The organism is Polynucleobacter necessarius, from assembly GCF_900096755.1.
Lineage (GTDB): Bacteria > Pseudomonadota > Gammaproteobacteria > Burkholderiales > Burkholderiaceae > Polynucleobacter > Polynucleobacter necessarius_K.
In genome coordinates this window covers 1484273-1507510 of record NZ_LT615227.1, presented here as the reverse complement: position 1 = coordinate 1507510, position 23238 = coordinate 1484273, and the positions used below count along the sequence as shown (strand labels likewise).

At 46.2% G+C, this 23238-nt stretch carries 13 protein-coding genes, 2 tRNA genes and 3 pseudogenes; 3 read left to right on the top strand and 15 right to left on the bottom strand.

Annotated elements, in window-relative coordinates:
• Positions 1 to 4038, bottom strand: a complete 4038-nt coding sequence (gene purL, locus DXE27_RS07875; RefSeq protein WP_128113539.1) for a phosphoribosylformylglycinamidine synthase — start codon at positions 4036 to 4038, stop codon at positions 1 to 3.
• 110 nt (positions 4039 to 4148) lie between these two features.
• A pseudogene (locus DXE27_RS07870) lies at positions 4149 to 4698 on the bottom strand (ABC transporter ATP-binding protein); the annotation flags it as partial.
• 33 nt (positions 4699 to 4731) lie between these two features.
• Between DXE27_RS07870 and DXE27_RS07865 the strand changes: the two are divergent.
• On the top strand, positions 4732 to 5391 hold the full coding sequence (locus DXE27_RS07865; protein ID WP_128113538.1) for an arylesterase: 660 nt from the start codon (positions 4732 to 4734) through the stop codon (positions 5389 to 5391).
• 25 nt (positions 5392 to 5416) lie between these two features.
• On the opposite strand, the gene DXE27_RS07860 is transcribed toward DXE27_RS07865, so the two are convergent.
• The 9 genes from DXE27_RS07860 to ispD form a co-directional block, all read right to left on the bottom strand.
• Entirely contained in the window at positions 5417 to 6859 is a 1443-nt protein-coding gene (locus DXE27_RS07860) for a SurA N-terminal domain-containing protein (RefSeq protein ID WP_128113537.1), read from the bottom strand.
• A 111-nt stretch (positions 6860 to 6970) separates the two neighbouring features.
• Positions 6971 to 7046, bottom strand: a tRNA-Val gene (locus DXE27_RS07855).
• 116 nt (positions 7047 to 7162) lie between these two features.
• A complete protein-coding gene (gene lon, locus DXE27_RS07850; RefSeq protein ID WP_128113536.1) occupies positions 7163 to 9595 on the bottom strand; it encodes an endopeptidase La in 2433 nt (810 codons plus the stop codon).
• 144 nt (positions 9596 to 9739) lie between these two features.
• The gene (gene clpX, locus DXE27_RS07845) at positions 9740 to 11101 is read right to left on the bottom strand and encodes an ATP-dependent Clp protease ATP-binding subunit ClpX (protein ID WP_128113535.1); all 1362 of its coding nucleotides are present in this window, start codon (positions 11099 to 11101) and stop codon (positions 9740 to 9742) included.
• Between the two features lie 29 nt (positions 11102 to 11130).
• A complete protein-coding gene (gene clpP / locus DXE27_RS07840) occupies positions 11131 to 11760 on the bottom strand; it encodes an ATP-dependent Clp endopeptidase proteolytic subunit ClpP (RefSeq protein ID WP_128113534.1) in 630 nt (209 codons plus the stop codon).
• Positions 11761 to 11798: 38 nt separating this feature from the next.
• A complete protein-coding gene (gene tig, locus DXE27_RS07835) occupies positions 11799 to 13136 on the bottom strand; it encodes a trigger factor (RefSeq protein ID WP_128113533.1) in 1338 nt (445 codons plus the stop codon).
• A gap of 58 nt (positions 13137 to 13194) precedes the next feature.
• Positions 13195 to 13281 (bottom strand) — tRNA-Leu (locus DXE27_RS07830).
• 80 nt (positions 13282 to 13361) lie between these two features.
• On the bottom strand, positions 13362 to 13865 hold the full coding sequence (gene ispF / locus DXE27_RS07825; protein WP_128113532.1) for a 2-C-methyl-D-erythritol 2,4-cyclodiphosphate synthase: 504 nt from the start codon (positions 13863 to 13865) through the stop codon (positions 13362 to 13364).
• Between the two features lie 10 nt (positions 13866 to 13875).
• Positions 13876 to 14628, bottom strand: a complete 753-nt coding sequence (gene ispD, locus DXE27_RS07820) for a 2-C-methyl-D-erythritol 4-phosphate cytidylyltransferase (protein ID WP_128113531.1) — start codon at positions 14626 to 14628, stop codon at positions 13876 to 13878.
• 13 nt (positions 14629 to 14641) lie between these two features.
• On the opposite strand from ispD, the pseudogene mfd reads away from it, so the two are divergent.
• Together mfd and serB are read left to right on the top strand one after the other, a co-directional pair.
• A pseudogene (gene mfd / locus DXE27_RS07815) lies at positions 14642 to 18153 on the top strand (transcription-repair coupling factor).
• A gap of 50 nt (positions 18154 to 18203) precedes the next feature.
• Positions 18204 to 19103, top strand: a complete 900-nt coding sequence (gene serB / locus DXE27_RS07810; RefSeq protein WP_231969746.1) for a phosphoserine phosphatase SerB — start codon at positions 18204 to 18206, stop codon at positions 19101 to 19103.
• 40 nt (positions 19104 to 19143) lie between these two features.
• Here serB and DXE27_RS07805 read toward each other — a convergent pair whose 3' ends face one another.
• The 4 genes and pseudogenes from DXE27_RS07805 to DXE27_RS07790 form a co-directional block, all read right to left on the bottom strand.
• A complete protein-coding gene (locus tag DXE27_RS07805; RefSeq protein WP_128113530.1) occupies positions 19144 to 20328 on the bottom strand; it encodes an acetyl-CoA C-acyltransferase family protein in 1185 nt (394 codons plus the stop codon).
• Positions 20329 to 20420: 92 nt separating this feature from the next.
• Positions 20421 to 21774, bottom strand: a pseudogene (rimO, locus tag DXE27_RS07800) (30S ribosomal protein S12 methylthiotransferase RimO).
• Positions 21775 to 21776: 2 nt separating this feature from the next.
• On the bottom strand, positions 21777 to 22340 hold the full coding sequence (gene phaR / locus DXE27_RS07795; RefSeq protein ID WP_128113529.1) for a polyhydroxyalkanoate synthesis repressor PhaR: 564 nt from the start codon (positions 22338 to 22340) through the stop codon (positions 21777 to 21779).
• 117 nt (positions 22341 to 22457) lie between these two features.
• Complete coding sequence (locus DXE27_RS07790; RefSeq protein WP_128113528.1) at positions 22458 to 23198, bottom strand: 3-ketoacyl-ACP reductase; 741 nt, start codon at positions 23196 to 23198, stop codon at positions 22458 to 22460.
• Positions 23199 to 23238: the final 40 nt, after the last annotated feature.

The following is a 23238-nucleotide window of genomic DNA, read 5'->3' as shown; positions in this document are numbered from 1 at the left end:
TTACTTAGCCCAGCGACGTGCATTGCGGAATAGACGCATCCATGGGCTTGCACCATCTGAGGTGTTTAGCCATTCTGGAGGACACCAACTCATTTGTGCAGCGCGTATTCCGCGCTCAGGATGAGGCATCATGACTGTGAAGCGTCCATCGGTAGTGGTTACACCTGTCAAGCCACCAGGTGATCCATTAGGGTTCATTGGATAGATCTCGGTAGGATTGCCTTGGTTATCAACAAATCGTAAGGCCGCCAATCCTTGTTTCTCAATTTGCTCTAAGTTGCCTTGCTGACTAAAGTTTGCATACCCTTCGCCGTGTGCAATCGCAATGGGCAACTGACTACCTTCCATGCCTTGCGTAAAGATTGATGGCGATGCCAATACTTCAGCCATAACTAGTCGCGCTTCATATTGCTCTGATTGGTTGCGGGTAAATTTAGGCCAATCTTGCGCCCCAGGAATAATTCCGGAAAGATTGCTCATCATCTGGCAACCATTGCAAACCCCCAAAGCAAAACTATCCTGACGACTAAAGAATGCAGAAAATTGATCACGTAACTGTTGGTTAAAGAGAATCGTTTTTGCCCAGCCTTCGCCAGCACCCAAAACATCTCCGTAGCTAAATCCACCGCAAGCAATCAGGCCACGGAAATCATCAAGCTTCGCTTTACCACTCAACAAGTCTGACATGTGAACGTCAAAGCTATCGAATCCCGCCCAATTTACGGCATAAGCCATTTCTACATGGGAGTTAACACCCTGTTCACGCAAAATGGCAACTTTAGGACGCACACCTTTTTGAATATAAGGCGCTGCCACATCCTCGGAGATGTCAAATGTTAAATTCGGAGTCATTCCCGAATCAGCAAGATTATCTAGCAAAGAAAATTCGCTATCCGCACAGGCTGGGTTGTCGCGTAGACGAGCAATTTGATAGCTGGTATTAGTCCACATTTTTTGTAGAACCTCACGAGGCTCGGCAAAGATGTTTTTAGCGTCACGCCAAATTTCAATGCGGCCATTTGTGTTGGACTTAGCAATCACATGGCTATAAGCACTTAAGCCAACTTTGCGCAGCACTGCAAATACAGCATCGCGATCTTCTCTACGTACTTGGATAACAGCACCTAGCTCTTCATTAAATAAAGCGCGTAGGGTTTGCTCATGTCTACGGCCAGATACTTGTTGAGCCCAATTCTTAGCATCGCCATGATCAGGCTCTTGGCCAACATCAACTGCGATCATATCGACGTTGATAGAAATGCCGCAATGTGATGCGAATGCCATTTCAGCAATAGTAGCCAAAAGACCGCCGTCAGAACGATCATGGTAAGCCAATAACTTGCCATCTTTTCTAAGCTCAATGATGGCTGAAGCTAGTGCCTTCAAATCTTCGGGATGGTCAACGTTTGGCGTATCTTTGCCTGATTGGTTAAGCACCTGAGCAAGAATGCTGCCTGCCATTCGGTTCTTACCGCGACCTAAGTCAATCAGAATTAATTCAGTCTCAAGACTAGCGCCGTTAGTGGTCTTAAGGCTTAGGAGTGGCGTCAATGTTTTGCGAACATCTTGCACAGAAGCAAATGCAGAAATAATGAGCGATACCGGTGAGACAACCTTCTTGGCTTGATCGCCATCGCGCCATTCTGTAGCCATTGATAATGAATCTTTACCAACAGGGATGGAGATTCCCAGCGCAGGACACAGCTCCATACCAACCGCTTTAACTGAATCGTATAACTTGGCATCTTCGCCCGGCGCACCACATGCTGCCATCCAGTTTGCGGAAAGCTTAACGCTCTCAAGGCTAGAAATATCAGCGGCCAATAAATTGGTAACAGCCTCACCAACTGCCATTCGAGCTGCTGCAGGGGCATCCATAACTGCCAGCGGGGTTCTCTCACCCATGCTCATTGCTTCGCCGCGGTATCCTTTGTAATCCATCAAAGTTACAGCGCAGTCAGCTACTGGAACTTGCCAAGGACCAACAAATTGATCGCGAGCATTTAATCCGCCGACTGTTCTATCGCCAATAGTGATCAGGAAAGATTTGCTAGCAACAGTAGGTTGCTGCAACACCCAAGCAATAGACTTCGCTAAATCAGCATCGGTTACTTCCAACTCAGAAAATTCTTGGGAAATACGCTTAACATCACGATGCATGCGCGGAGGCTTGCCTAGCAAAACTTCCATTGGCATATCAATTGGCAGCTCGGCATCTGTACCAGCATTTTGCTTGGAATCCGTTAGCTTTAATTGACGCTCAGCAGTGGCTTCACCCACAACGGCAAATGGACAACGCTCGCGCTCACAGAATGACTTAAATAAATCCAAGTCTTTTGCTTCAATTGCTAAAACATAGCGCTCTTGAGATTCATTACACCAAATCTCAGCTGGGCTCATGCCGCTTTCTTCTAGTGGAACGCTGCGCAATTTAAACTTCGCACCAAGCCCAGCACCATCTGCAAGCTCCGGGAAGGCGTTGGATAGACCACCAGCACCCACGTCGTGAATAGAAACAATTGGATTATTTTTACCTAAAGCACGGCAGGCATTAATCACTTCTTGTGCACGCCGCTCCATCTCAGGATTGCCGCGTTGCACAGAATCAAAATCTAAATCAGCGGTATTGGTGCCGGTTGCGACAGAGCTACCAGTAGCACCGCCCATGCCAATACGCATTCCAGGACCACCCAATTGAATCAGCAAATGTCCCGCTTGAATGGCTTTTTTCTCTGTATGAATAGAGTCGATACTACCAATGCCACCTGCAATCATGATGGGCTTGTGATAGCCGCGACGCGTGCCATCCAAGGTTTGCTCGAATACCCGGAAGTAACCACCCAAAATTGGTCTGCCAAATTCATTATTGAATGCTGCGCCACCTAATGGACCATCAATCATGATCTGCAATGGTGTTGCTATACGCTCAGGCTTGCCATACTGCTCAGACTCCCACGGAAGATCTGTACCAGGAATATTGAGGTTGGAGACCGAGAAGCCAGTTAAGCCAGCTTTAGGACGTCCGCCTACACCAGTAGCACCTTCGTCACGTATCTCACCGCCCGCGCCAGTAGAGGCTCCAGGGAATGGAGCAATAGCTGTTGGGTGGTTATGAGTTTCCACCTTCATCAATGTGTGGACTAAACGCGTATCTTTTGCATATTGCTGTTGATTGCCTTGTGGAGCCCATGTCTCAGCTTCGCAACCAACCATCACCGCAGAGTTATCAGAGTAAGCAACGATAGTGCCTTCTGGTTTCAACTGATGCGTATTACGAATCATGGCAAACAAAGAACGCTCTTGATCATCCCCATCAATTGTCCAGCTTGAATTAAAAATCTTATGTCGGCAATGCTCGCTGTTTGCCTGCGCAAACATAATCAGCTCGACATCGCTTGGGTTGCGCTCTAGGCGGATGAAGTTTTCAGTCAAATAAGCAACTTCATCATCAGATAGAGCCAAACCTAATTCTTGGTTTGCCTTATCCAGAGCCGCCCTACCTTCTGAGAGGACTGGGATACGCTTCAAAGGTCGATCATCCAATGATTGATACAGTGCATTTGCATCTTCCACCGATTCAATCACCGCCTCAGTCATGCGATCGTGCAACGCTGCCAACACTAATTGAATCTGTTCGGCATTTAATGGTTTTTTGCTCTTCCAAGCAAACTGAACTCCGCGTTCAATTCGCAATACGTTTAGGCCGCACTGACGAGCAATGTCCGTTGCTTTGCTTGCCCAAGGGGAAACTGTGCCCAATCGGGGAATAACGATTGCTCCCTGTGCATCTCCAGAACCTTTGCCAAACCAAGATTTACCTTTAGAAATAATGGATGAGAATGGTTGACCATACGTCAGCAGGCTAGCCAAAACTTCTAGGCTATTTGCATCCAACTCCTGATCAGACCAGACAAAGTGAAGGTATTGACCCTCAGTAGACTCTAAATCGACGCCTTGTGAGGCTAAAGAGGCCAAAAGGCGCTGTTGACGGAATGGGGATAGCGCATCTGCACCCGGTAAAAAGTGGTAGGAGGACATCCCTAGATTATAAGGTTTTGCCTACAGTAAGCGGCCACCCTGAAGCCGTAATTGGCGCTGGCCAAGGCTGGATCATGGGTCACCAAAATAAGGGTTGAATTATTAGCTCAATTTAGCTCAAAAAGCAGCTCAATCACCCTATTTCCGCTGGCTTCGTCCAGACTCCCCGTAGGCTCATCGGCAAATAAGATCTCTGGTTGAGTAATAAATGCTCTGGCTAGGGCAACTCGTTGCTGCTCGCCCCCCAGAAAGCGTTCTAGGAAAGTGTTTTGCACGCTCATTGAGGCCGACCTTTTCAAACCAATTCAATGCCTGCTCTTTCGCATTTACGAGGCCATTTAGCTCGGCTGGAAGCATGACATTTTCTAAGGCCGTTAAATGAGGTAAGAGTTGAAAGGACTGAAATACAAACCCAACATGTAAACCGCGCAATCTAGCCCTACCGTCTTCATTAAGCTGGCTAAGGTTCTGCCCCATTAAATTAACATGCCCCGCGCTTGGTAAATCAAGTCCAGCCAAAAGCCCTAATAAAGTGCTTTTACCCGAGCCCGATGATGCTCCTGTAATGACAATACTTTCCCCTGAAAATATATCAAAGCAAATGTCGTGCAAAATAGATAAAGAGCCATCACTGGACACTACAATCCTTAACCAGATGATTTGCGCTTAGAACCTTTGTTGAAATGCTCATAAATGAATCAAAGTAATTGGCTAACCTTAGTGAGTAGAAAAAATCTATTGATAGGCCTATTTTGCCTGTTAATTCCGGTTGTCACCGTTGCCCAGTCCAACCCAACGATTTTGGTTCTGGGTGATAGCCTTTCTGCCGAGTACGGCATTCAGCGGGGAGCAGGATGGGTTCGCCTACTTCAGGATCAACTAATAAAGCAGGGTTCCTCGTGGACAGTGAGCAATGCCAGCATTAGCGGTGAAACTACCGCGGGCGGATTAAATAGGTTACCTGCCTTACTTGCACAAAAGAAGCCCAAAATCGTATTTTTAGAGCTCGGCGTAAACGATGCGCTTCGTGGGCTCTCAATTGGTGAAACAGAAAAAAATCTTCGCGCCATGATTGTTCTTAGTAAAAAATCAGGGGCTAGAGTATTGCTCTTTGGAATGCAAATTCCCCTAAATTATGGCCAGGACTACACCAAACAATTTAAAGATTTATATCCCAAGCTTGCCAGCAGTGAAAATATTAATCTACTCCCCTTCTTTATGAGTGGCGTAGTAAGTAATAGAGATCTATTCCAGGCAGATAACATTCACCCAAACGAACAGGCTCAGCCCCGGCTCTACAAAAACGTATGGGGTGCTATGGCCCCATATCAATCAATGCTTTTAGGAAACTAGCCTAGCTACCTGAGCTAGATGTATTTTATTTAAGAGGGTTGATGGTTTTTACGTTAGCCGCGTCGCGCCAATAGGCCATAAAGCCTGCGAATTCTGACTGAGCCACCAAAGCCTGGATTTGCTGAGCTTGAGCTTTATGCACCTTGGCATCACCGCCTGACGGTTGACGCACTTGGTCTACGCGATACAAGGTTACACCAGCTCCCGGCTCTTTTACAGATACTATCGCTGGTAACTTATTCGGGTTTGTAGCCATGACATCATCGATTGCGGAACCAACTAAATTAGCGGGCTTGTTGCGCGATACCCAAACTGGTGCAGCAAAGCCAGCTGCATTTTTGGGATCTTTTTCTAGGGATGAAAAACGATCAGCAGCTGCATTGATTGCAAGCTTTTCAGCCGCACGCTGACTCACTTGACGTTTCACCTCACCAGCCACATCTTTAAAAGGAAGGGTTTGTGCTGGATGGAAAATGACTACGCGTGCGGAAACAAATACTCCAGGTGCGACTTGAACGGCTTCAATATTACGTTTATTTTTAACAGCCTCATCACCAAAAAGGGCTTGAACCACCTTTGGATTGGCGAGTGGATGATCCCTTGAAACGCCGACAGGGCCAGATCTTGTGAGACCTTTTTGTGTCTGAATTCTCAGCTTTAATTTATCCGCCGCAGGCTTAAGGCTATCAGACTGATCGTAAGTCATATTTGCGAACAGATCAGCTTTTTCACTAAAGACCTTGGCATCCGACTTGGGGTCAGCCTTCAGTACGATGTATTCGACATCAACATACTCGGGACTCTCAAACAGCTTTGAATTAGCACTATAAAAAGCCTGCATCTCTTCTTGGGATGGGTTTACCTTAGACAAGTAATCTTTGGCATCAAATTTCAAAGCCTGAACTTGGCGCTCAGTTTCGTATAAGGTTGACACAATTTCAGAAAGCTTGGGGCTTGCAAGCTCAGTACGAGCCACTGAATTTACTAATTGACTAATCTTTAGGTCAAACGACGCTTGGCTAGCATAAAACTGCTCTTCGTTTAAACCGTTATTTGCCAATAACTGTTTGAAACGAACATCGTCAAAGCTACCATCCTGTCTGTACAAAGCACGAATCTGTGGAATATTTTGTAGACTTTTGATTAAAGCCTCTTTGCCAACTTGCAAACGCAAATTGATTACGGCAAAACCTAAAATGCGTTGCTGTAAAAGCTCATTCAAAATTGCCTGTCTAAACGGAAGACTTTGAGCAATCTGCACATTTCCGCCAACACGTTCAGCTTGACGCTTTGCTGCGTTATCGACTTCCTGCGAAGTAATGGGCTTGCCCTTCACTTTAACAAGGTCAGTTTCCTTATCCATAAAGCCGGAATAACTTGAAATACCGAACATCACAAATGAAGGAACAATAAACAGCATTAAAACGAGCTGAAGAATCTTTTGGTGCTTACGGACGGTATCAAACATGAATGGGGTCGCTAGTAATGCTAGTAATAAATATCAATCGAATGATTTTACTAGGCTATCAGAATTGAGGGGTGTGGAATGCCAGAACTGAGGCGTAGAAAAGTAATGTTTTGGTGGGCGCTGAGAGGCTCGAACTCCCGACATTCTGCGTGTAAGGCAGACGCTCTACCAACTGAGCTAAGCGCCCCAAAATATTACAGCTGAGATTGTAACCTAAGCGCGGCTAGTAAGCATAGAAACCGCCAGATTTACCCGTAAATTTCGAGCAGAAAAGACTGGAAATATGCCCACAAGCCGTACTTCTTAGTGCTTCAGAACCTCTCCGGACGATAGCTTCTCGTTAGCCTTGCTGGCCTCTGCCGCCTTTTTGGCGAGCTCTTCTGGGGTCGGCTCCGGTAAGGCCTCAGGCATGCGTTCTAACGCCAGCTCAAGGACCTTATCAATCCAGCGAACTGGAATGATTTCGATTGCATTCTTCACGTTATCCGGAATATCAATCAGATCCTTAATGTTTTCCTCTGGAATTAAGGCCAATTTAATCCCGCCGCGGTGAGCAGCCAAAAGCTTCTCTTTTAACCCGCCAATCGGAAGCACTTCTCCACGCAAAGTAATTTCACCGGTCATGGCCACATCGGATCGAATTGGAATACCCGTGAAAACCGATACCAAGGCAGTAGTAATCGCAATACCTGCTGAAGGGCCATCCTTGGGAGTCGCACCATCTGGGAAGTGAATATGAATATCTTTCTTCTCAAAAGCTTCGTCGGCAATACCAAGGCGGCGAGCTCGAGAGCGAACTACAGTGCGAGCAGCCTCAACAGACTCTTTCATTACGTCGCCAATCGAACCAGTACGAGTGATTACGCCTTTACCAGGCATAACAGCGGCTTCAATTGTCAATAAATCGCCGCCAACTTCTGTCCACGCTAGGCCAGTAACTTGACCAACCTGATTCTCTTTACCTGCCAGACCAAAGCCATACATCCGAACAGAAAGGAATTTCTCAAGGTTATCGGCATTCACCACAACTGGCGCAGCTTCTTTCTTCAAGAGCAGCAACTTGACTACTTTACGGCAAATCTTGCTGATTTCCCTTTCCAAAGAACGCACACCAGCTTCGCGGGTGTAATAACGAATCATATTGCGAACAGCACTCTCTTCAATCTTCAACTCATCCTTCTTCAAACCATTATTTTTGATTTGCTTAGGAAGCAAGTAATTGACAGCAATGCTAGTCTTTTCATCCTCGGTATAGCCTGCTAAACGAATAATTTCCAAGCGATCTAACAATGGGCCGGGAATATTCAATGAGTTTGATGTTGCAACAAACATCACATCGGAAAGATTGAAATCTACCTCAACGTAATGATCTTGGAATGTGTGGTTTTGCTCTGGATCCAACACCTCCAATAAAGCACTTGCTGGATCACCACGGAAATCCATGCCCATCTTGTCCACTTCATCCAAGAGGAATAAAGGATTGCGTACACCTACCTTGGTAAGGCTGGTCAAAATCTTGCCAGGCATCGAACCAATGTATGTACGACGATGGCCACGAATTTCAGATTCATCGCGAACGCCGCCTAAGGCCATGCGCACAAATTTTCTATTGGTGGCGCGCGCAATGGATTGCCCTAGCGAAGTTTTACCAACCCCAGGAGGGCCAACCAAGCAAAGAATCGGGGCTTTCACACGATCAACGCGCTGCTGAACCGCGAGATACTCCAAGATGCGTTCTTTAACCTTATCTAAGCCGTAATGATCTTCATCCAATACTTTTTCGGCGTTAGTTAAATCATTATTGATCTTGGTTTTTTTCTTCCAAGGAAGATTAACTAAGGTATCAATAAAGTTGCGAATCACGGTTGCCTCTGCAGACATCGGTGACATGAGTTTTAGTTTCTTTAATTCGGATTCTGCTTTTTTGAACGCCTCTTTTGGCATACGAGCGCCCTTAATGCGCTTCTCAAGCTCCTCAAGATCAGCGCCCTCTTCGCCCTCACCTAATTCTTTTTGGATGGCTTTAACTTGTTCGTTGAGGTAATACTCACGCTGACTCTTCTCCATCTGGCGCTTCACACGCCCACGAATACGCTTCTCAACTTGCAAGATATCGATTTCGCTTTCCAAATCAGCCAATAAGCTTTCTAGACGCTGAACTACATCAGTCATTTCAAGCAAGCGTTGCTTTTGCTCTAGTTTGACTGGCAAGTGAGCACAAATCGTATCTGCTAAGCGACTTGGGTCATCGATGCCTCCAAGTGAAGACAGAATCTCTTGCGGAACTTTTTTATTGAGTTTTACGTATTGATCAAACTGGGCCATGATTGCGCGGCGTAATGCCTCAGTCTCATGCGCATCAATTGCGTTGATCGCTGTTGGTGTAGCCTCACAATTGAAGTAACCCAAGCTATCTTCAATCTGACTCACTTCAGCGCGTTGTACGCCCTCAACCAATACTTTGACAGTGCCATCAGGCAACTTTAGCATTTGCAAAATATTGGCAATACAGCCGACCTCATAGAGATCTTCAATTCCTGGCTCATCCTTGGCGGCCGTTTTTTGCGCAACCAATAGGACGTTTTTACCCGTTTCCATGGCAGCTTCGAGCGCTTTAATGGATTTTGGGCGACCCACAAACAAAGGGATCACCATATGAGGGAACACAACTACATCCCTTAGAGGGAGCAAAGGTAGTTGAATCGGTTCAGAGGGTAGTAATAAGTGGCCAGGCATAGGGCAATTCCTCCAAAGTAATCAATCCTCAAAAGTCTCAAAAAGTAGCTGAACTACTATATGGGTAGGCTTTAGAGAAAAACAAGGGGTAAAAAGACAAAAAAGGGGCAAAAATGCCCCAAAAATAGCAAAAACCCTAAGAATTTAGGCTTTTTTGCTTAAATCCGCCTGTTCAGCATCTTGCTTATAGACCAGAAGTGGTTTTCCACCCTCAGCAATGCTGCTTTCGTCGATAACAACCTTTTGAACGTTCTTCAATGAAGGGAGGTCGTACATGACGTCCATCAAAGAGCCTTCCAAAATTGACCTGAGGCCGCGAGCACCAGTTTTGCGAGCGATAGCCTTTTTAGCAATGGCTGACAAAGCCTCACGGCGCACTTCGAGCTCAGAGCCTTCCATGGTTAGGAGCGCTTGGTATTGCTTAACCAATGCATTCTTAGGTTCAGTCAGAATCTGAATCAATGCTTCTTCATCAAGCTGAGCCAAGGTCGCCACTACTGGTAGTCGACCAATCAACTCTGGAATCAAGCCAAATTTAATTAAATCTTCTGGCTCTACTTCGATTAATAAGTCACTAACACCGCGATCATCTTTGCCTGGAACCGTAGCATTAAATCCAATGCCTGTTTTAGCCGTGCGCTGTTGGATTACTTTTTCTAAGCCATCAAAGGCGCCGCCGCAAATAAACAAGATATTGGTAGTGTCAACTTGCAAGAAGTCTTGATTGGGATGCTTACGACCGCCCTGTGGTGGCACGGAGGCCATTGTGCCCTCTACCAATTTCAGCAAAGCTTGCTGAACGCCCTCGCCAGATACATCGCGAGTAATGGATGGGTTATCAGATTTACGTGAAATCTTATCAATCTCATCAATGTAAACAATGCCACGCTGTGCTTTTTCAACGTTGTAATCACAAGCCTGCAAAAGTTTTTGAATGATATTTTCAACGTCCTCACCAACATAACCAGCTTCAGTTAATGTGGTTGCGTCAGCCATCACGAATGGCACATCGAGCATGCGCGCCAAAGTTTGCGCAAGCAACGTTTTTCCTGAACCAGTAGGTCCGATCAATAAGATATTGCTCTTAGCCAATTCGACGCCGTCAACCATGGCCTTGGCTGGCTGCTTAGATTCTTTCTTGTCTGCGCCCTCTAGCGGCTTACCATCTTTATCTAATTTTTCTTTTTTAGGCTTAGGGAGGTATTGCAGACGTTTGTAGTGGTTATATACAGCAACCGCCAATGTCTTCTTTGCATGGTCCTGGCCAATTACATACTGATCTAAATTCTCGCGAATTTGATGTGGTGTTGGCAGCGAATTATTGCCCTCTTCTCTTGGAAGCTTAGCAATTTCTTCTTGAATGATGTCAGTACAAAGATCGATGCACTCGTCACATATAAATACGGAGGGGCCGGCAATAAGTTTTTTCACTTCGTGCTGGCTCTTACCGCAAAATGAGCAATACAGAACTTTTTCAGTTGAATTTGTGGCGTTTGTATCGCTCAAAATAAACTCAGTAGATATCTAAATAGAAATTAAGGGCGCCTCTCGATAACCTTATCAATCAAGCCATATTCACGCGCTTGCTCAGCAGACATGAAGTTATCGCGATCAGTATCTTTTGCAATAGTTTCAATAGACTGACCAGTGCGATCAGACAGAATCTTATTGAGACGCTCACGCAAATACAAAATTTCACGTGCTTGAATTTCAATATCAGAAGCTTGGCCACGTGCACCGCCTAATGGTTGGTGAATCATGACGCGTGAGTTTGGCAAAGCATAGCGCTTACCCTTCTCGCCAGCGCACAACAAGAATGCGCCCATACTTGCAGCCATACCCATGCACAAGGTGCTTACATGCGGCTTAATAAACTGCATTGTGTCGTAGATTGCCAAACCTGCTGATACAGAACCGCCAGGTGAATTGATATACAAAGAAATCTCTTTGTCTGGGTTCTCACTCTCTAAAAAGAGTAATTGGGCGATCACGAGGTTGGCAGTTTGATCATTCACTTCGCCGACCAAGAAAACAACCCGCTCCCTAAGAAGACGGGAATAGATGTCATAAGCACGCTCCCCTCTACCTGAGGTCTCAATCACCATTGGAACCAGACCTAAGCCCTTTGGTTCTAGATTTTCAGTCTGAAAATGGTTTTGGTGCATTGTGAGACCCCTTGTAGGTAAATTAGTAGCGTTAACAATTAGTTTAGCTTGCTTAACTCTTCGAAGCTAATTGCCTTATCAGATACCTTCGCTTGTGCAGTGAAGTACTTGATTACGTTATCTTCAAGCACCAAGTTTTCAATATCCTTCAAGCGACTTGGATTGCTATAGAACCAACGCACCACCTCTTTTGGATCTTCATAAGTAGCAGCCTGGTCATCGATTTCAGCCTTGATTTGATCCGCAGTAGCGGCCAAATTTTGCTTCTTAACCAAATCCGAAAGAATCAAGCCTAAGCGAACGCGTTTGGTAGCTTGTTCAGCAAAAATTTCCGGTGGAATTGGAGCGTCTTTTGCATTAGGTACACCGCGCTGCATTAAATCCTGACGAGCACCTTCAACCAAACGCTCTTGCTCTGAAGCAACTAAAGACTTGGGGACATCCAATTCACACAAAGTATTGAGCTTATCCATTACTTCATTCTTTAACAAAGAAGTAATTCGACGCTTAACTTCACGATCTAAATTTTCTTTTACTTCCGCACGCATTTTTGCAACGCCACCCTCTGTTACGCCCAGAGATAATGCAAATGCATCGTCAACTGCTGGTAAGTGAGCCCAATTTACTGCTTTTACAGTAATGGTGAATTCTGCTGTTTTACCTGCAACATCTTTACCGTGGTAGTCAGCTGGGAAGCTCAATGGAAAGGATTTGCTCTCGCCCACTTTGAGACCCAAGGTAGCAGCTTCAAATTCAGGCAACATGCGGCCTTCGCCTAAAACGTATTCGAAATTTTCAGCTTTGCCGCCAGCAAATTCAACGCCGTCAATCTTGCCAACAAAATCAATCACCACTTGGTCGCCACTTTGTGCAGCAGTGTTTGCACCGCCATCGCCATGAGCGCCGGCTTGGCCGCGAGCGTGATAGTGCACTTGCTGCTTACGCAATACATCTAGCGCACGATCAATTTCTGCCTCACCAATTTCAGTAGTGTATTTAGCAACCTCTGCTTTACTGAAGTCACCAATTTTTACTTCTGGTAACACTTCAAAGTAAGCGTCAAAAATAATTTTGTCTGCTTCGAGTTCGCTCTTTGGCTCAAGACGTGGTTGACCTGCCAAAGCTACGCCTTCTTTTTGAGCTAACTCATAAAAGAGTTCAGCAGCCTTGTCATATTGCAACTCAAAGTCCACTTGCATACCATGTTGTTTTTCAACGAGGTTCTTTGGAACTTTGCCTGGACGAAAGCCAGCCATTTTCATGGTCTTACCAACTTGTGCCAAACGGGCCTCACGCGCTTTTGCCAAATCGGCACGAGCGAATTCCAAAGTCATTTTGCGGCCCAAGGAACCTAAGTTTTCTATTTGCATAGCCATTCTCGTCTCTTAATTGAAGATCAGGATATGTGAAGCCCAAGCCCAAGTAGCAATCTTGTGGTGCGAGGAGGGGGACTCGAACCCCCACACCATTTCTGGCGTCAGGACCTAAACCTGGTGCGTCTACCAATTTCGCCATCCTCGCGAATTTCCGCAAACACTGCCAAGCTTAAACTTCACTCTAAAGACCGTAATTCTACAATGCTTAGGGTTTTAGAGGATCTTTTAGGCCTTGTAGAGCAAAGCCACGGCGTGGACGGCTATCCCCTCGCCTCTTCCAAGATGGCCAAGGGATTCGTTGGTTTTGGCCTTCAGATTGACGTGACTAGGGGTCACCGCCAAGTCGGCAGCAATACTTCTGACCATTTCAGGCAAAAAATCCGCCAATTTTGGCTTCTGGCAAATGATGGTGGCATCAACGTTACCAATCTGAAAGCCTGCTGCCTGAACCTTTTGAAGTGCTGCACGCAGCAAGATGCGGCTATCCATACCCTTAAATTGTGGGTCAGTGTCAGGAAATAGCTGCCCTATATCGTTTAATCCTGCGGCTCCTAACAGTGCATCAGTTAAGGCATGCAACAAAGCGTCTGCATCTGAATGCCCTAGCAAGCCCTTTTCGTATGGAACATGAACTCCCCCAAGAATAAGCTTGCGCTCAGCCACCAGGGCGTGAACGTCATAACCCTGACCAATGCGAAATTGTGGGATATGTGTGTTCGATGTAGTCATATGCGTCTTTTTATTTACCAGTACTGCTTAAGAGCAGCTGCATTAAATCCCAATCTGCGGGATGGGTCACCTTGAAGTTTCGTGTTGCACCCTCAATAAGCAGGGGCTTAAATCCTGCCAGCTCCATTGCGCTTGCCTCATCAGTAACATCCTCCGCCTCCAGACGAATTGCATCCTCTAGGGTAGCATGTAATTTTTTTAAGGCAAACATTTGAGGGGTTTGGGCCTGCCACAAATGGTCGCGAGGAATGGTTTGCTCCACATGAGGCACATTGCCCGCCACCACAGAGTCGAGATCGGCCTTCTTTAATGTATCAGCCAAAGGAACTGCAAGCAAGCCGCCAGATTCAGAAGTGGTTACTGCTGAAATCAACTTTTCAATTAGCGCTGGAGTAATGCCAGGTCTGGCTGCATCATGAACCAAAACCCAATCATGAGGAGCGAGATCCGCCTTGAGCATTTCGGCCAAAGTATTGCGAACGGTTTCTTGACGTGTCGGTCCACCTGTAGGCAGAAAATAAATTGGCTTGCTGGCACTTGAAAAGCTTTGAAGAATTGGGTTGTTCATAAAACCTGGGCTAACGCCAATCCAGATGGACTCAATTAACGGGGATTGCAAAAAAGCCTCGATGGCATAAGCTAACATCGGCTTTCCAGCCAATTGCTGAAACTGCTTAGGTAGTTCACCGCCCAAGCGAGAGCCAGCTCCTGCAGTAGGCAGGAGAACATGGCATTTTGAGGCGGATGTGTTTGAAGAGCTCATGCCTGATTCTATAATGAGCACAGATGTCAGATGCATTAAATCTAGTACCCCCATACCCGCGCCACGGGCTGGGCAGCGCTTTACCTTTTCAGGGCTAGTTGGCTCCGCAGATGCCGCTTTAATAGCTCAAAATGCCCTACGCTATCGCAACCAATTTTCAGTCATGGTCATTTTCTGTGCCCAGCGCCTTCTGGAAGAAATTCCAGCATTTGCGCCGCAACTTAAAACAAGACTACTGCCTGACTGGGAGATACTTCCCTACGATCATTTTTCACCCCATCAAGACTTAGCATCCGAGCGACTTGCTACTCTTTATGAATTACTAAATGGCAGCTGCGACATTGTCTTGGTGCCGATCACTGCCGCACTACAGAGACTGGGGCCTCCAAGTTTTTTATCTGGCCATACCTTTTTCTTTAGGCAAGGCGACAAACTCAATGAGGCCGCTTTAAAACTCCAGCTCCAACAGGCTGGCTACGATCCCGTAAGCGCCGTAATGCGCCCAGGCGAATACAGCATTCGCGGCGGTTTGATTGACTTATTCCCCATGGGCTCAACATTGCCCTACCGTTTGGATTTATTCGGCGATGAAATTGAACAAATCAGAGCATTCGATCCCGATACCCAACGCAGTCTTTATCCAGTAAAAGAAGTACGCCTACTGCCAGGCCACGAGTTTCCTTTTGACGATGCTTCCCGCACTGCATTTAGAGGTCGTTGGCGCGAAGTATTCGAGGGCGATCCAACACGCTGCTCTATTTATAAGGATGTCAACTTAGGCATTCCTAGCGCAGGCATTGAATCCTACCTGCCTCTATTTTTTGAAGAGCGCTCAAACTTATTCGATTACTTCCCGCGCTCAGGTGACCCTGTCTGGCTTCTCAATATTGGCGATGCCGAAGAGGCCATTAAAGGGTTTTGGAAAGACACTGCTTCACGTTACGAATTTTTAAAGCATGATCTCGATAGGCCCATACTGCCGCCTAAAGAATTGTTCTTGGATGTAGATGAGTTTTTTAGCACGTCCAAACTATACGCTCGCCTCAATCTAGAAAAAGACTCCGTCGAAGCACCACAGTTTTTGCCAGTACCCGATATTGCAGTTCATCGCCGCGATGCAGACCCTATTAACCGTTTACGTCAATTGGTATCAACAGAAAAAGTACGCATACTGATTTGCTGTGACAGCGCTGGACGCAAAGAGTCTATTCGGCAATTGCTAGATGAAAGCAATTCCGTTGCCGGTCAGGACGGTAAACCTCTTTACCCCTTAAAGCCTGAAGGCTTTGATGGAATATCCGATTTCATTAAGAGTGATTCGTTATTTGGCCTAGTAACTGCTCCACTATTTAGTGGATTCTCTTGGCCAGCAGAAAACCTCATTCTCATCACTGAGGCTGAATTATTTACTACCACGGCACGTCAACGCCGTAAAGGCAAAGGTTCTGAGAGTGCCGATCCTGATATGCTGTTCAAGGATCTCTCTGAGCTAAAAATTGGTGATCCAGTGGTTCATGCAGAACATGGTATTGGACGTTATCAAGGCCTTGTATTGTTAAATTTGGCGCCGCCTAAAGAAGCCCCTATTTTTGAAGAGTTCTTGCATTTGCAATACGCAGGACAGGCTACTTTGTATGTTCCGGTTCAGCAACTGCAAATGGTCACTCGCTATGCAGGCTCCGATCCAGATTCAGCACCTTTACATCAACTTGGCTCTGGCCAGTGGGATAAGGCAAAACGCAAGGCGGCTCAACAAATCCGCGATATGGCTGCTGAGTTATTGGGACTTTATGCTGCTAGAGCAATTTGCAAGGGTCATGCTTTCGAATTTTCCGCACATGACTATGCTGCTTTTGCTGAAAGCTTTGGCTTTGAAGAAACCCCAGACCAAGCCAATGCAATTGCCGCCGTCATTGGCGATATGACCAGTGGCACTCCAATGGATCGCCTAGTTTGCGGAGATGTTGGCTTTGGAAAAACAGAGGTTGCACTGCGCGCTAGCTTTATAGCGGTGATGGGTGGCAAACAAGTTGCAATATTGGCTCCAACCACCCTGCTTGCCGAACAACACATTGCCGCCTGGAAAGACCGTTTTGCGGACTGGCCAGTTCGCATTGTTGAACTCTCACGCTTTAAAACTACTAAAGAGATTAATGCAGCACTAGAGGCTATTGCCAAAGGTGATGCGGACATCATTATTGGCACCCATAAACTTCTCTCAAAGGAAACTCAGTTTGCAAATTTAGGCCTGGTAATCGTGGACGAGGAGCACCGCTTTGGCGTTCGACAAAAAGATGCACTTAAGGCGTTGCGCGCTGAAGTTGATATCTTGACTCTGACGGCAACACCCATACCTAGAACATTGGGCATGGCCATGGAAGGTTTGCGAGAGTTCTCCATTATTGCCACCGCACCTCAAAAACGCTTGGCCATCAAAACATTTGTGCGGCGCGAAGGTGATGGCGTTATTCGCGAAGCAGTCCTGCGCGAAATTAAACGTGGCGGTCAGGTGTACTTCTTGCACAACGAAGTAGAAACTATTCAGAACCGCAAGCATGCGCTTCAAGAGTTAATTCCAGAAGCCAGAATTAGTGTTGCTCACGGTCAAATGCATGAGCGCGAACTCGAATCAGCAATGCGAGAATTTGTGACCCAACGCACTAATATTTTGTTGTGCACCACCATTATTGAAACGGGAATTGACGTTCCTACCGCCAATACCATCCATCATCATGCATCGCGCTGATAAATTTGGCTTGGCCCAGTTACATCAACTACGTGGTCGTGTAGGTTGCTCCCACCACCAAGGCCTATGCTTATCTCTTGGTCCCAGATCCCGAGGCTTTGAGCAAGCAAGCTCAATTGCGCCTAAACGCCATTCAAGCCATGGAAGAGTTAGGCTCTGGTTTTTACTTGGCCATGCATGACTTAGAGATCCGTGGTGCCGGTGAAGTTCTAGGCGATAAGCAGTCTGGTGAAATCCATGAAATTGGCTTTCAGCTTTATACCGAGATGCTAAATAGAGCCGTAAAGTCTTTACGCAGTGGCAAAGAACCAGACCTTCTTTCGCCACTACAGGCAACTACTGATGTAAACCTTGGTGTGCCTGCATTACTACCAGAGGATTACTGCCCTGACGTTCATGAGCGCCTATCTTTGTATAAGCGCTTTGCTGGCACAAATGATTTTTCTGAATTAATGGGCTTGCGAGAAGAATTAGTTGATCGTTTTGGGGATTTACCTGACCAAGCTAAATCTTTCTATGAAACCCATCGCTTGCGATTAGGGATGGTTGGTTTTGGTATTAAGAAGATTGATGCAACACCTGCATCTATACAAATTCAATTTATCCCCAATCCACCAATTGATCCAATGAAGATAATTCAACTCATTCAATCTTCCAAGCACATACAACTGAATGGCCAGGATAAGTTGAAGGTCCTCCCCCAGAAAGAACGTGAATTTGAGACGCTTGAACAACGCCTAGACGCCATTAGACAGATATTAAGGCGCTTAATTAAATGAGTCTGCGGTCTTAAGTTCCATGAAGTCTAAATAGTGTGAGCTTTACGATTATGATTAATACCATGTCACATCAAACACTAGTCGCCCTCTCCAGAGATCCAATTCCAGAAAAGATGGTTTTTGATCTAAAAAATCACGCCCTTAAATTTGGAGCATCTCTGCATACGGTCGGCGGGCAAATTAGCAGTGCCAGCTACTTCTCTGAACGATGGGATTGCGGCATCCATCTTGACACCGGCGCAAGAGAAGAGTTGCGCTCCATAAGCTCTCGATTTAATGTCGATCTATGTTTTTTAAAGGCTGGACTCAATACGCCAGACATTCAAGTGCTTGCGATGGACATGGACTCTACATTAATCAATATTGAATGTATTGATGAGATTGCCGACTTCACTGGTAAGAAAGCTGCTGTCGCACAAATTACCGAAGCAACCATGCGCGGCGAAATCAAAGACTTCAAAGAGAGTTTGCGCAGACGTGTTGCCTTATTAGAAGGTGTGCAAGCGGACGCACTTGAAGCGGTGTATCGCGAACGTCTTCGCCCAAACCCTGGTGCAGCGGAGCTATTGGCAGGTGCCCATGCGCGTGGAATTTATACCCTCCTAGTGTCCGGCGGCTTCACCTTCTTTACGGAAAAGCTGCGCGAGAAATTTGGGTTGAAGCAAACTCAAGCCAATACATTAGAAATTATTGACGGCAAACTCACGGGTAAAGTGCTTGACGATATTGTGGATGGCGCAGCAAAAGCAGCGCATCTTGATGCTGCTTGCTTAACGCTGGGTTGCACCAAGGCTAGAGCTATTACCATGGGTGATGGCGCAAACGACCTCATCATGATGAATGGTTCAGGCATTAGCGTTGCCTATCAAGCCAAACCCGTAGTTAAAGAAAAAGCCGACGCGGCTTTTGACCATGTCGGCTTAGATGCTGCTTTACTACTGATCTCTTAAGCAGTAGCTCAAGAGATCCCTCGTAAGTATTGCGTAGCGCTTACATGCGCTCGAAAATCGTAGCGATGCCTTGACCACCGCCGATACACATCGTTACTAAAGCATATTTGCCTTGAACGCGTTGTAATTCGTGAATGGCTTTGGTTGCAATCGCTGCACCAGAGCAACCGATTGGGTGACCCAATGCAATCGCACCGCCGTTTACGTTAGTTTTGGCTGGATCTAAGCCCAAACCTTTAGTCACTGCCAATGCTTGTGCAGCAAAGGCTTCGTTAGACTCGATCACGTCCATTTGATCCAATTTCAGACCAGCACGCTCAAGCGCAAGCTTAGTAGCTGGGATTGGGCCTTCGCCCATGATGTGGTTTGGCACGCCAGCAATTGCGTATGACACCAAATGCGCGATAGGCTTGTGACCAGCTTTCTTAGCTGTCTCAGCATCAGCCAAAACAAAGAATGCAGCACCATCATTGATGCCTGATGCGTTACCAGCGGTAACAGATCCACCCTCTTTTTTAAATACAGCCTTCATCTTGCCCAATGTTTCCATTGTGGTGTCTGGCTTGCAATGTTCGTCAGTATCAAACACCACATCACCCTTGCGAGATTTAATGGTGATTGGAACGATCTGTGACTTAAAGCGACCTTCTTTAATAGCATTGGCCGCGCGACGATGAGATTCAACAGCGAGCGCATCTTGCTCTTCGCGAGTAAATTTCCATTTTTCTACAAGGTTCTCAGCAGTAACACCCATATGACCAACGCCAAATGGATCGGTCAATACTGAAACCATCAAGTCGATCATTTTGGTATCGCCCATACGTGCACCGCTGCGCATTGCCGGTGAACCGTACATACCGCGAGACATTACCTCAACACCGCCACCAATACCGTAATCGCAATCACCAAGCATGATTTGTTGAGCGGTGGTCACAATGGCTTGTAAGCCTGAGCTGCATAGTCTATTGAGGGCCATTGCAACAGATTCCATTGGAAGGCCAGCCTGAATAGAAGCAACGCGCGCGACATAAGCGTAACGATTGTCTGTAGGGATAGTATTGCCTACAGTTACATAATTAATGAGTGCTGGATCTACACCAGAGCGAGTTACCGCTTCTTTCATCACAATGCCACCAAGCTCAGATGGCTCAAAACTACTGAGTGAACCATTAAAGGCGCCGATTGCGGAACGAACTGCGCTTAAGACAACGACATCACGACTCATATCAACCCCCTTAGCTTTGCCTAAAAATTAGGCTAAATTGGTACTACTTACATGCTGATTAAATCAACCAACTAGTAGTTTTATTCGATTCGTCAAGTTTCGGCTATTAGGTCATGCCCTTGGGAGCTAATAACAGTAGCGCGGATAATTTCCCCGGTCCGGTAGCGTTTAGAGGGCTTACTAGGTGGCAAAACCCTCACTAAACCATCAATTTCAGGGGCATTGCCGATAGTTCTGCCAATTCCGCCAGCCTCGTCTACGCGATCAATCAGGATTTGAACGCGTTTACCCACCTTTTTAGCGAGGCGTTTTATAGAGATCTCTTCGGCCTTAGCCATAAATCGTGCGCGACGCTCTTCACGTATTACATTAGGAACGGGGTTATCCAATTGATTCGCAAGAGCACCCTCGACTGGCGAATATGCAAAACAACCAGCACGATCAATTTGCGCCTCGTCCAAGAAGTTCAAAAGATATTCGAATTCTTCCTCTGTCTCACCAGGGAATCCCGCCATAAAGGTGCTGCGAATCACCAAATCTGGACAAGCTGCGCGCCAAGCCAAAATACGTTCTAAATTTTTCTCGCCACTAGCCGGACGCTTCATTCTTTTAAGTACATCTGGGTGGGCATGCTGCAGGGGAATATCTAAATAAGGCAACACACCATGCTCAGAAAACTCGGCCATGAGTGGCAACACGTCGTCTACATGCGGATAGGGATTAAACATAATGCAGTCGAACCCAGGCCTGATGCTCACGAGCGATTTGATTTAAGGCATTTACCAAGTCAAACATTTTGGTTTTAACTGGCTTGCCATCCCAAAATCCAGTGCGGTATTGAATATCTACGCCGTATGCACTGGTGTCTTGAGAAACAACTAATAATTCTTTTACACCAGATTCAAATAAACGCTTTGCCTCTAGCAAAACTTCGCCAATCGGACGAGAGACTAAATCGCCGCGTAAATTTGAGATGATGCAAAACGTACAGCGATGGTTACAGCCTTCAGAAATTTTGAGATAAGCGTAGTGCTTAGGCGTTAACTTCACGCCGGCTGGTGGAACTAAATCAGTGAATGGGTCATGTGGTTTCGGCAAATGCAGGTGAATCGCCTGCATATCCTCATCGGTGGCGTGAGGCCCTGTAACAGCAAGGACTTTCGGGTGAATACTTTGAATAAGATCAGAGCCGTCAGCATTTTTCCTGGCCCCTAAACAACCGGTAACAATAACCTTGCCATTCTCTGCAAGCGCTTCACCGATGGCGGAAAGACTTTCTTCAACTGCTGAATCAATAAAGCCACATGTGTTGACAACCACAAGATCTGCGTCAGAATAATCCTTAGCGGTTTCATACCCTTCCGCACTTAACTGCGTCAGAATAAGTTCAGAATCTACAAGCGCCTTAGGGCACCCCAAGGATACAAAACCAATTTTTCCTGCCACAACTATTCTTTTTCTGTCTTATTGGGTTGTGGGGTAAATGGGAAATTGCCGCCAAACATGTTTTGTGGGTTTTGCATTTGCTCTTGCATCTTCACAAATAGATCTTTGCTTTGCTCCATGTAATTCCCCATCAAACCTTGCATGAGGGGGTTTTGCAGATTGAGCATTTGTGACCAGGCCTCAGGAGTACTACCAGCACCTAAGCCCTTAGTTTGGTCGCCAAGCTTGTTATGGATATCCACAAAAGACTGCATAGTCTTTTCCAGATAATTTCCCATCAAACCTTGCATTGAGTTTCCGTAGAAGCGAATGATTTGGGAAAGCATTTGAGATGAGAATACCGGCGCTCCGCCAGCCTCTTCTTCAAGAATAATTTGCAACAGAATATTGCGAGTTAAGTCTTCATCGGTTTTTGCATCAACCACTTTGAATTCTTCGTTCGCCATCACCAAGCCCTTGATGTCTGACAAGGTAACGTAGGTGCTAGTCTGGGTGTCGTAGAGACGACGATTCGGATACTTCTTGATGAGTCGATCTTCACCAACTCGTTTTGTGCGGGTAGCCATGTTTTTCCTTACTCTTTACTGCAACGCAACATCAGCATAGTTTATCTCTTGTTTGACCAATAGGTAAATATGCTGAGTTGCGCACTTCCACTACATCAAAATTGCTGCGATGCAATATTAACCAGTATGAATACCACCGTTTAATGAGAAGTCTGCACCAGTTGCATAGCCGCCATCATCGGATGCGATCCAACAGCAGATAGAAGCGATTTCTTCTGGGGTACCCAAACGCTTCACAGGAATGCCAGAAACAATCTTTTCAAGGACATCCTCACGAATTGCTTTAACCATGTCGGTACCGATATAGCCTGGAGAAACGGTATTCACGGTCACACCCTTAGTCGCCACTTCTTGAGCCAAAGCCATGGTGAATCCATGTAAGCCAGCTTTTGCCGTTGAATAGTTTGCTTGGCCAAATTGACCTTTTTGACCATTCACGGAAGAGATATTGATGATGCGACCCCAGTTGTTCTCAACCATGCCATCAATAACTTGCTTGGTTACGTTAAACAATGAGTTTAGGTTCGTATCAATCACCGCTTTCCAAGCATCTGGAGTCATTTTGCGGAAAACGCTATCACGGGTAATGCCAGCGTTGTTTACCAAAACATCTACGCGACCCACTTCAGCTTTAACCTTTTCAAAGGCGGCAACCGTACTATCCCAATCAGACACATTACCTTCAGAGGCAATAAAGTCATAACCCAGAGCCTTTTGCTCGCCGAGCCAGCGGTCTTTACGGGGTGAGTTTGGGCCACAGCCAGCAATGACCTTAAAACCATCTTTTGCTAAGCGTTGGCAAATAGCGGTACCAATACCACCCATTCCACCTGTTACGTATGCGACTTTTTGAGACATTACTTTCCCCTTGTAAAAACCTTCGTTAAATATTGATTTG

What these genes read in the sequence shown, in the direction of transcription:
- purL (WP_128113539.1), bottom strand. Translation starts at nt 4,038, where the DNA reads ATGTCCTCCTACCACTTTTTACCGGGTGCAGATGCGCTATCCCCATTC.
- DXE27_RS07865 (WP_128113538.1), top strand. Translation starts at nt 4,732, where the DNA reads ATGAATCAAAGTAATTGGCTAACCTTAGTGAGTAGAAAAAATCTATTG.
- DXE27_RS07860 (WP_128113537.1), bottom strand. Translation starts at nt 6,859, where the DNA reads ATGTTTGATACCGTCCGTAAGCACCAAAAGATTCTTCAGCTCGTTTTA.
- lon (WP_128113536.1), bottom strand. Translation starts at nt 9,595, where the DNA reads ATGCCTGGCCACTTATTACTACCCTCTGAACCGATTCAACTACCTTTG.
- clpP (WP_128113534.1), bottom strand. Translation starts at nt 11,760, where the DNA reads ATGCACCAAAACCATTTTCAGACTGAAAATCTAGAACCAAAGGGCTTA.
- tig (WP_128113533.1), bottom strand. Translation starts at nt 13,136, where the DNA reads ATGGCTATGCAAATAGAAAACTTAGGTTCCTTGGGCCGCAAAATGACT.
- ispF (WP_128113532.1), bottom strand. Translation starts at nt 13,865, where the DNA reads ATGACTACATCGAACACACATATCCCACAATTTCGCATTGGTCAGGGT.
- ispD (WP_128113531.1), bottom strand. Translation starts at nt 14,628, where the DNA reads ATGAGCTCTTCAAACACATCCGCCTCAAAATGCCATGTTCTCCTGCCT.
- serB (WP_231969746.1), top strand. Translation starts at nt 18,204, where the DNA reads ATGATTAATACCATGTCACATCAAACACTAGTCGCCCTCTCCAGAGAT.
- DXE27_RS07805 (WP_128113530.1), bottom strand. Translation starts at nt 20,328, where the DNA reads ATGAGTCGTGATGTCGTTGTCTTAAGCGCAGTTCGTTCCGCAATCGGC.
- phaR (WP_128113529.1), bottom strand. Translation starts at nt 22,340, where the DNA reads ATGGCTACCCGCACAAAACGAGTTGGTGAAGATCGACTCATCAAGAAG.
- DXE27_RS07790 (WP_128113528.1), bottom strand. Translation starts at nt 23,198, where the DNA reads ATGTCTCAAAAAGTCGCATACGTAACAGGTGGAATGGGTGGTATTGGT.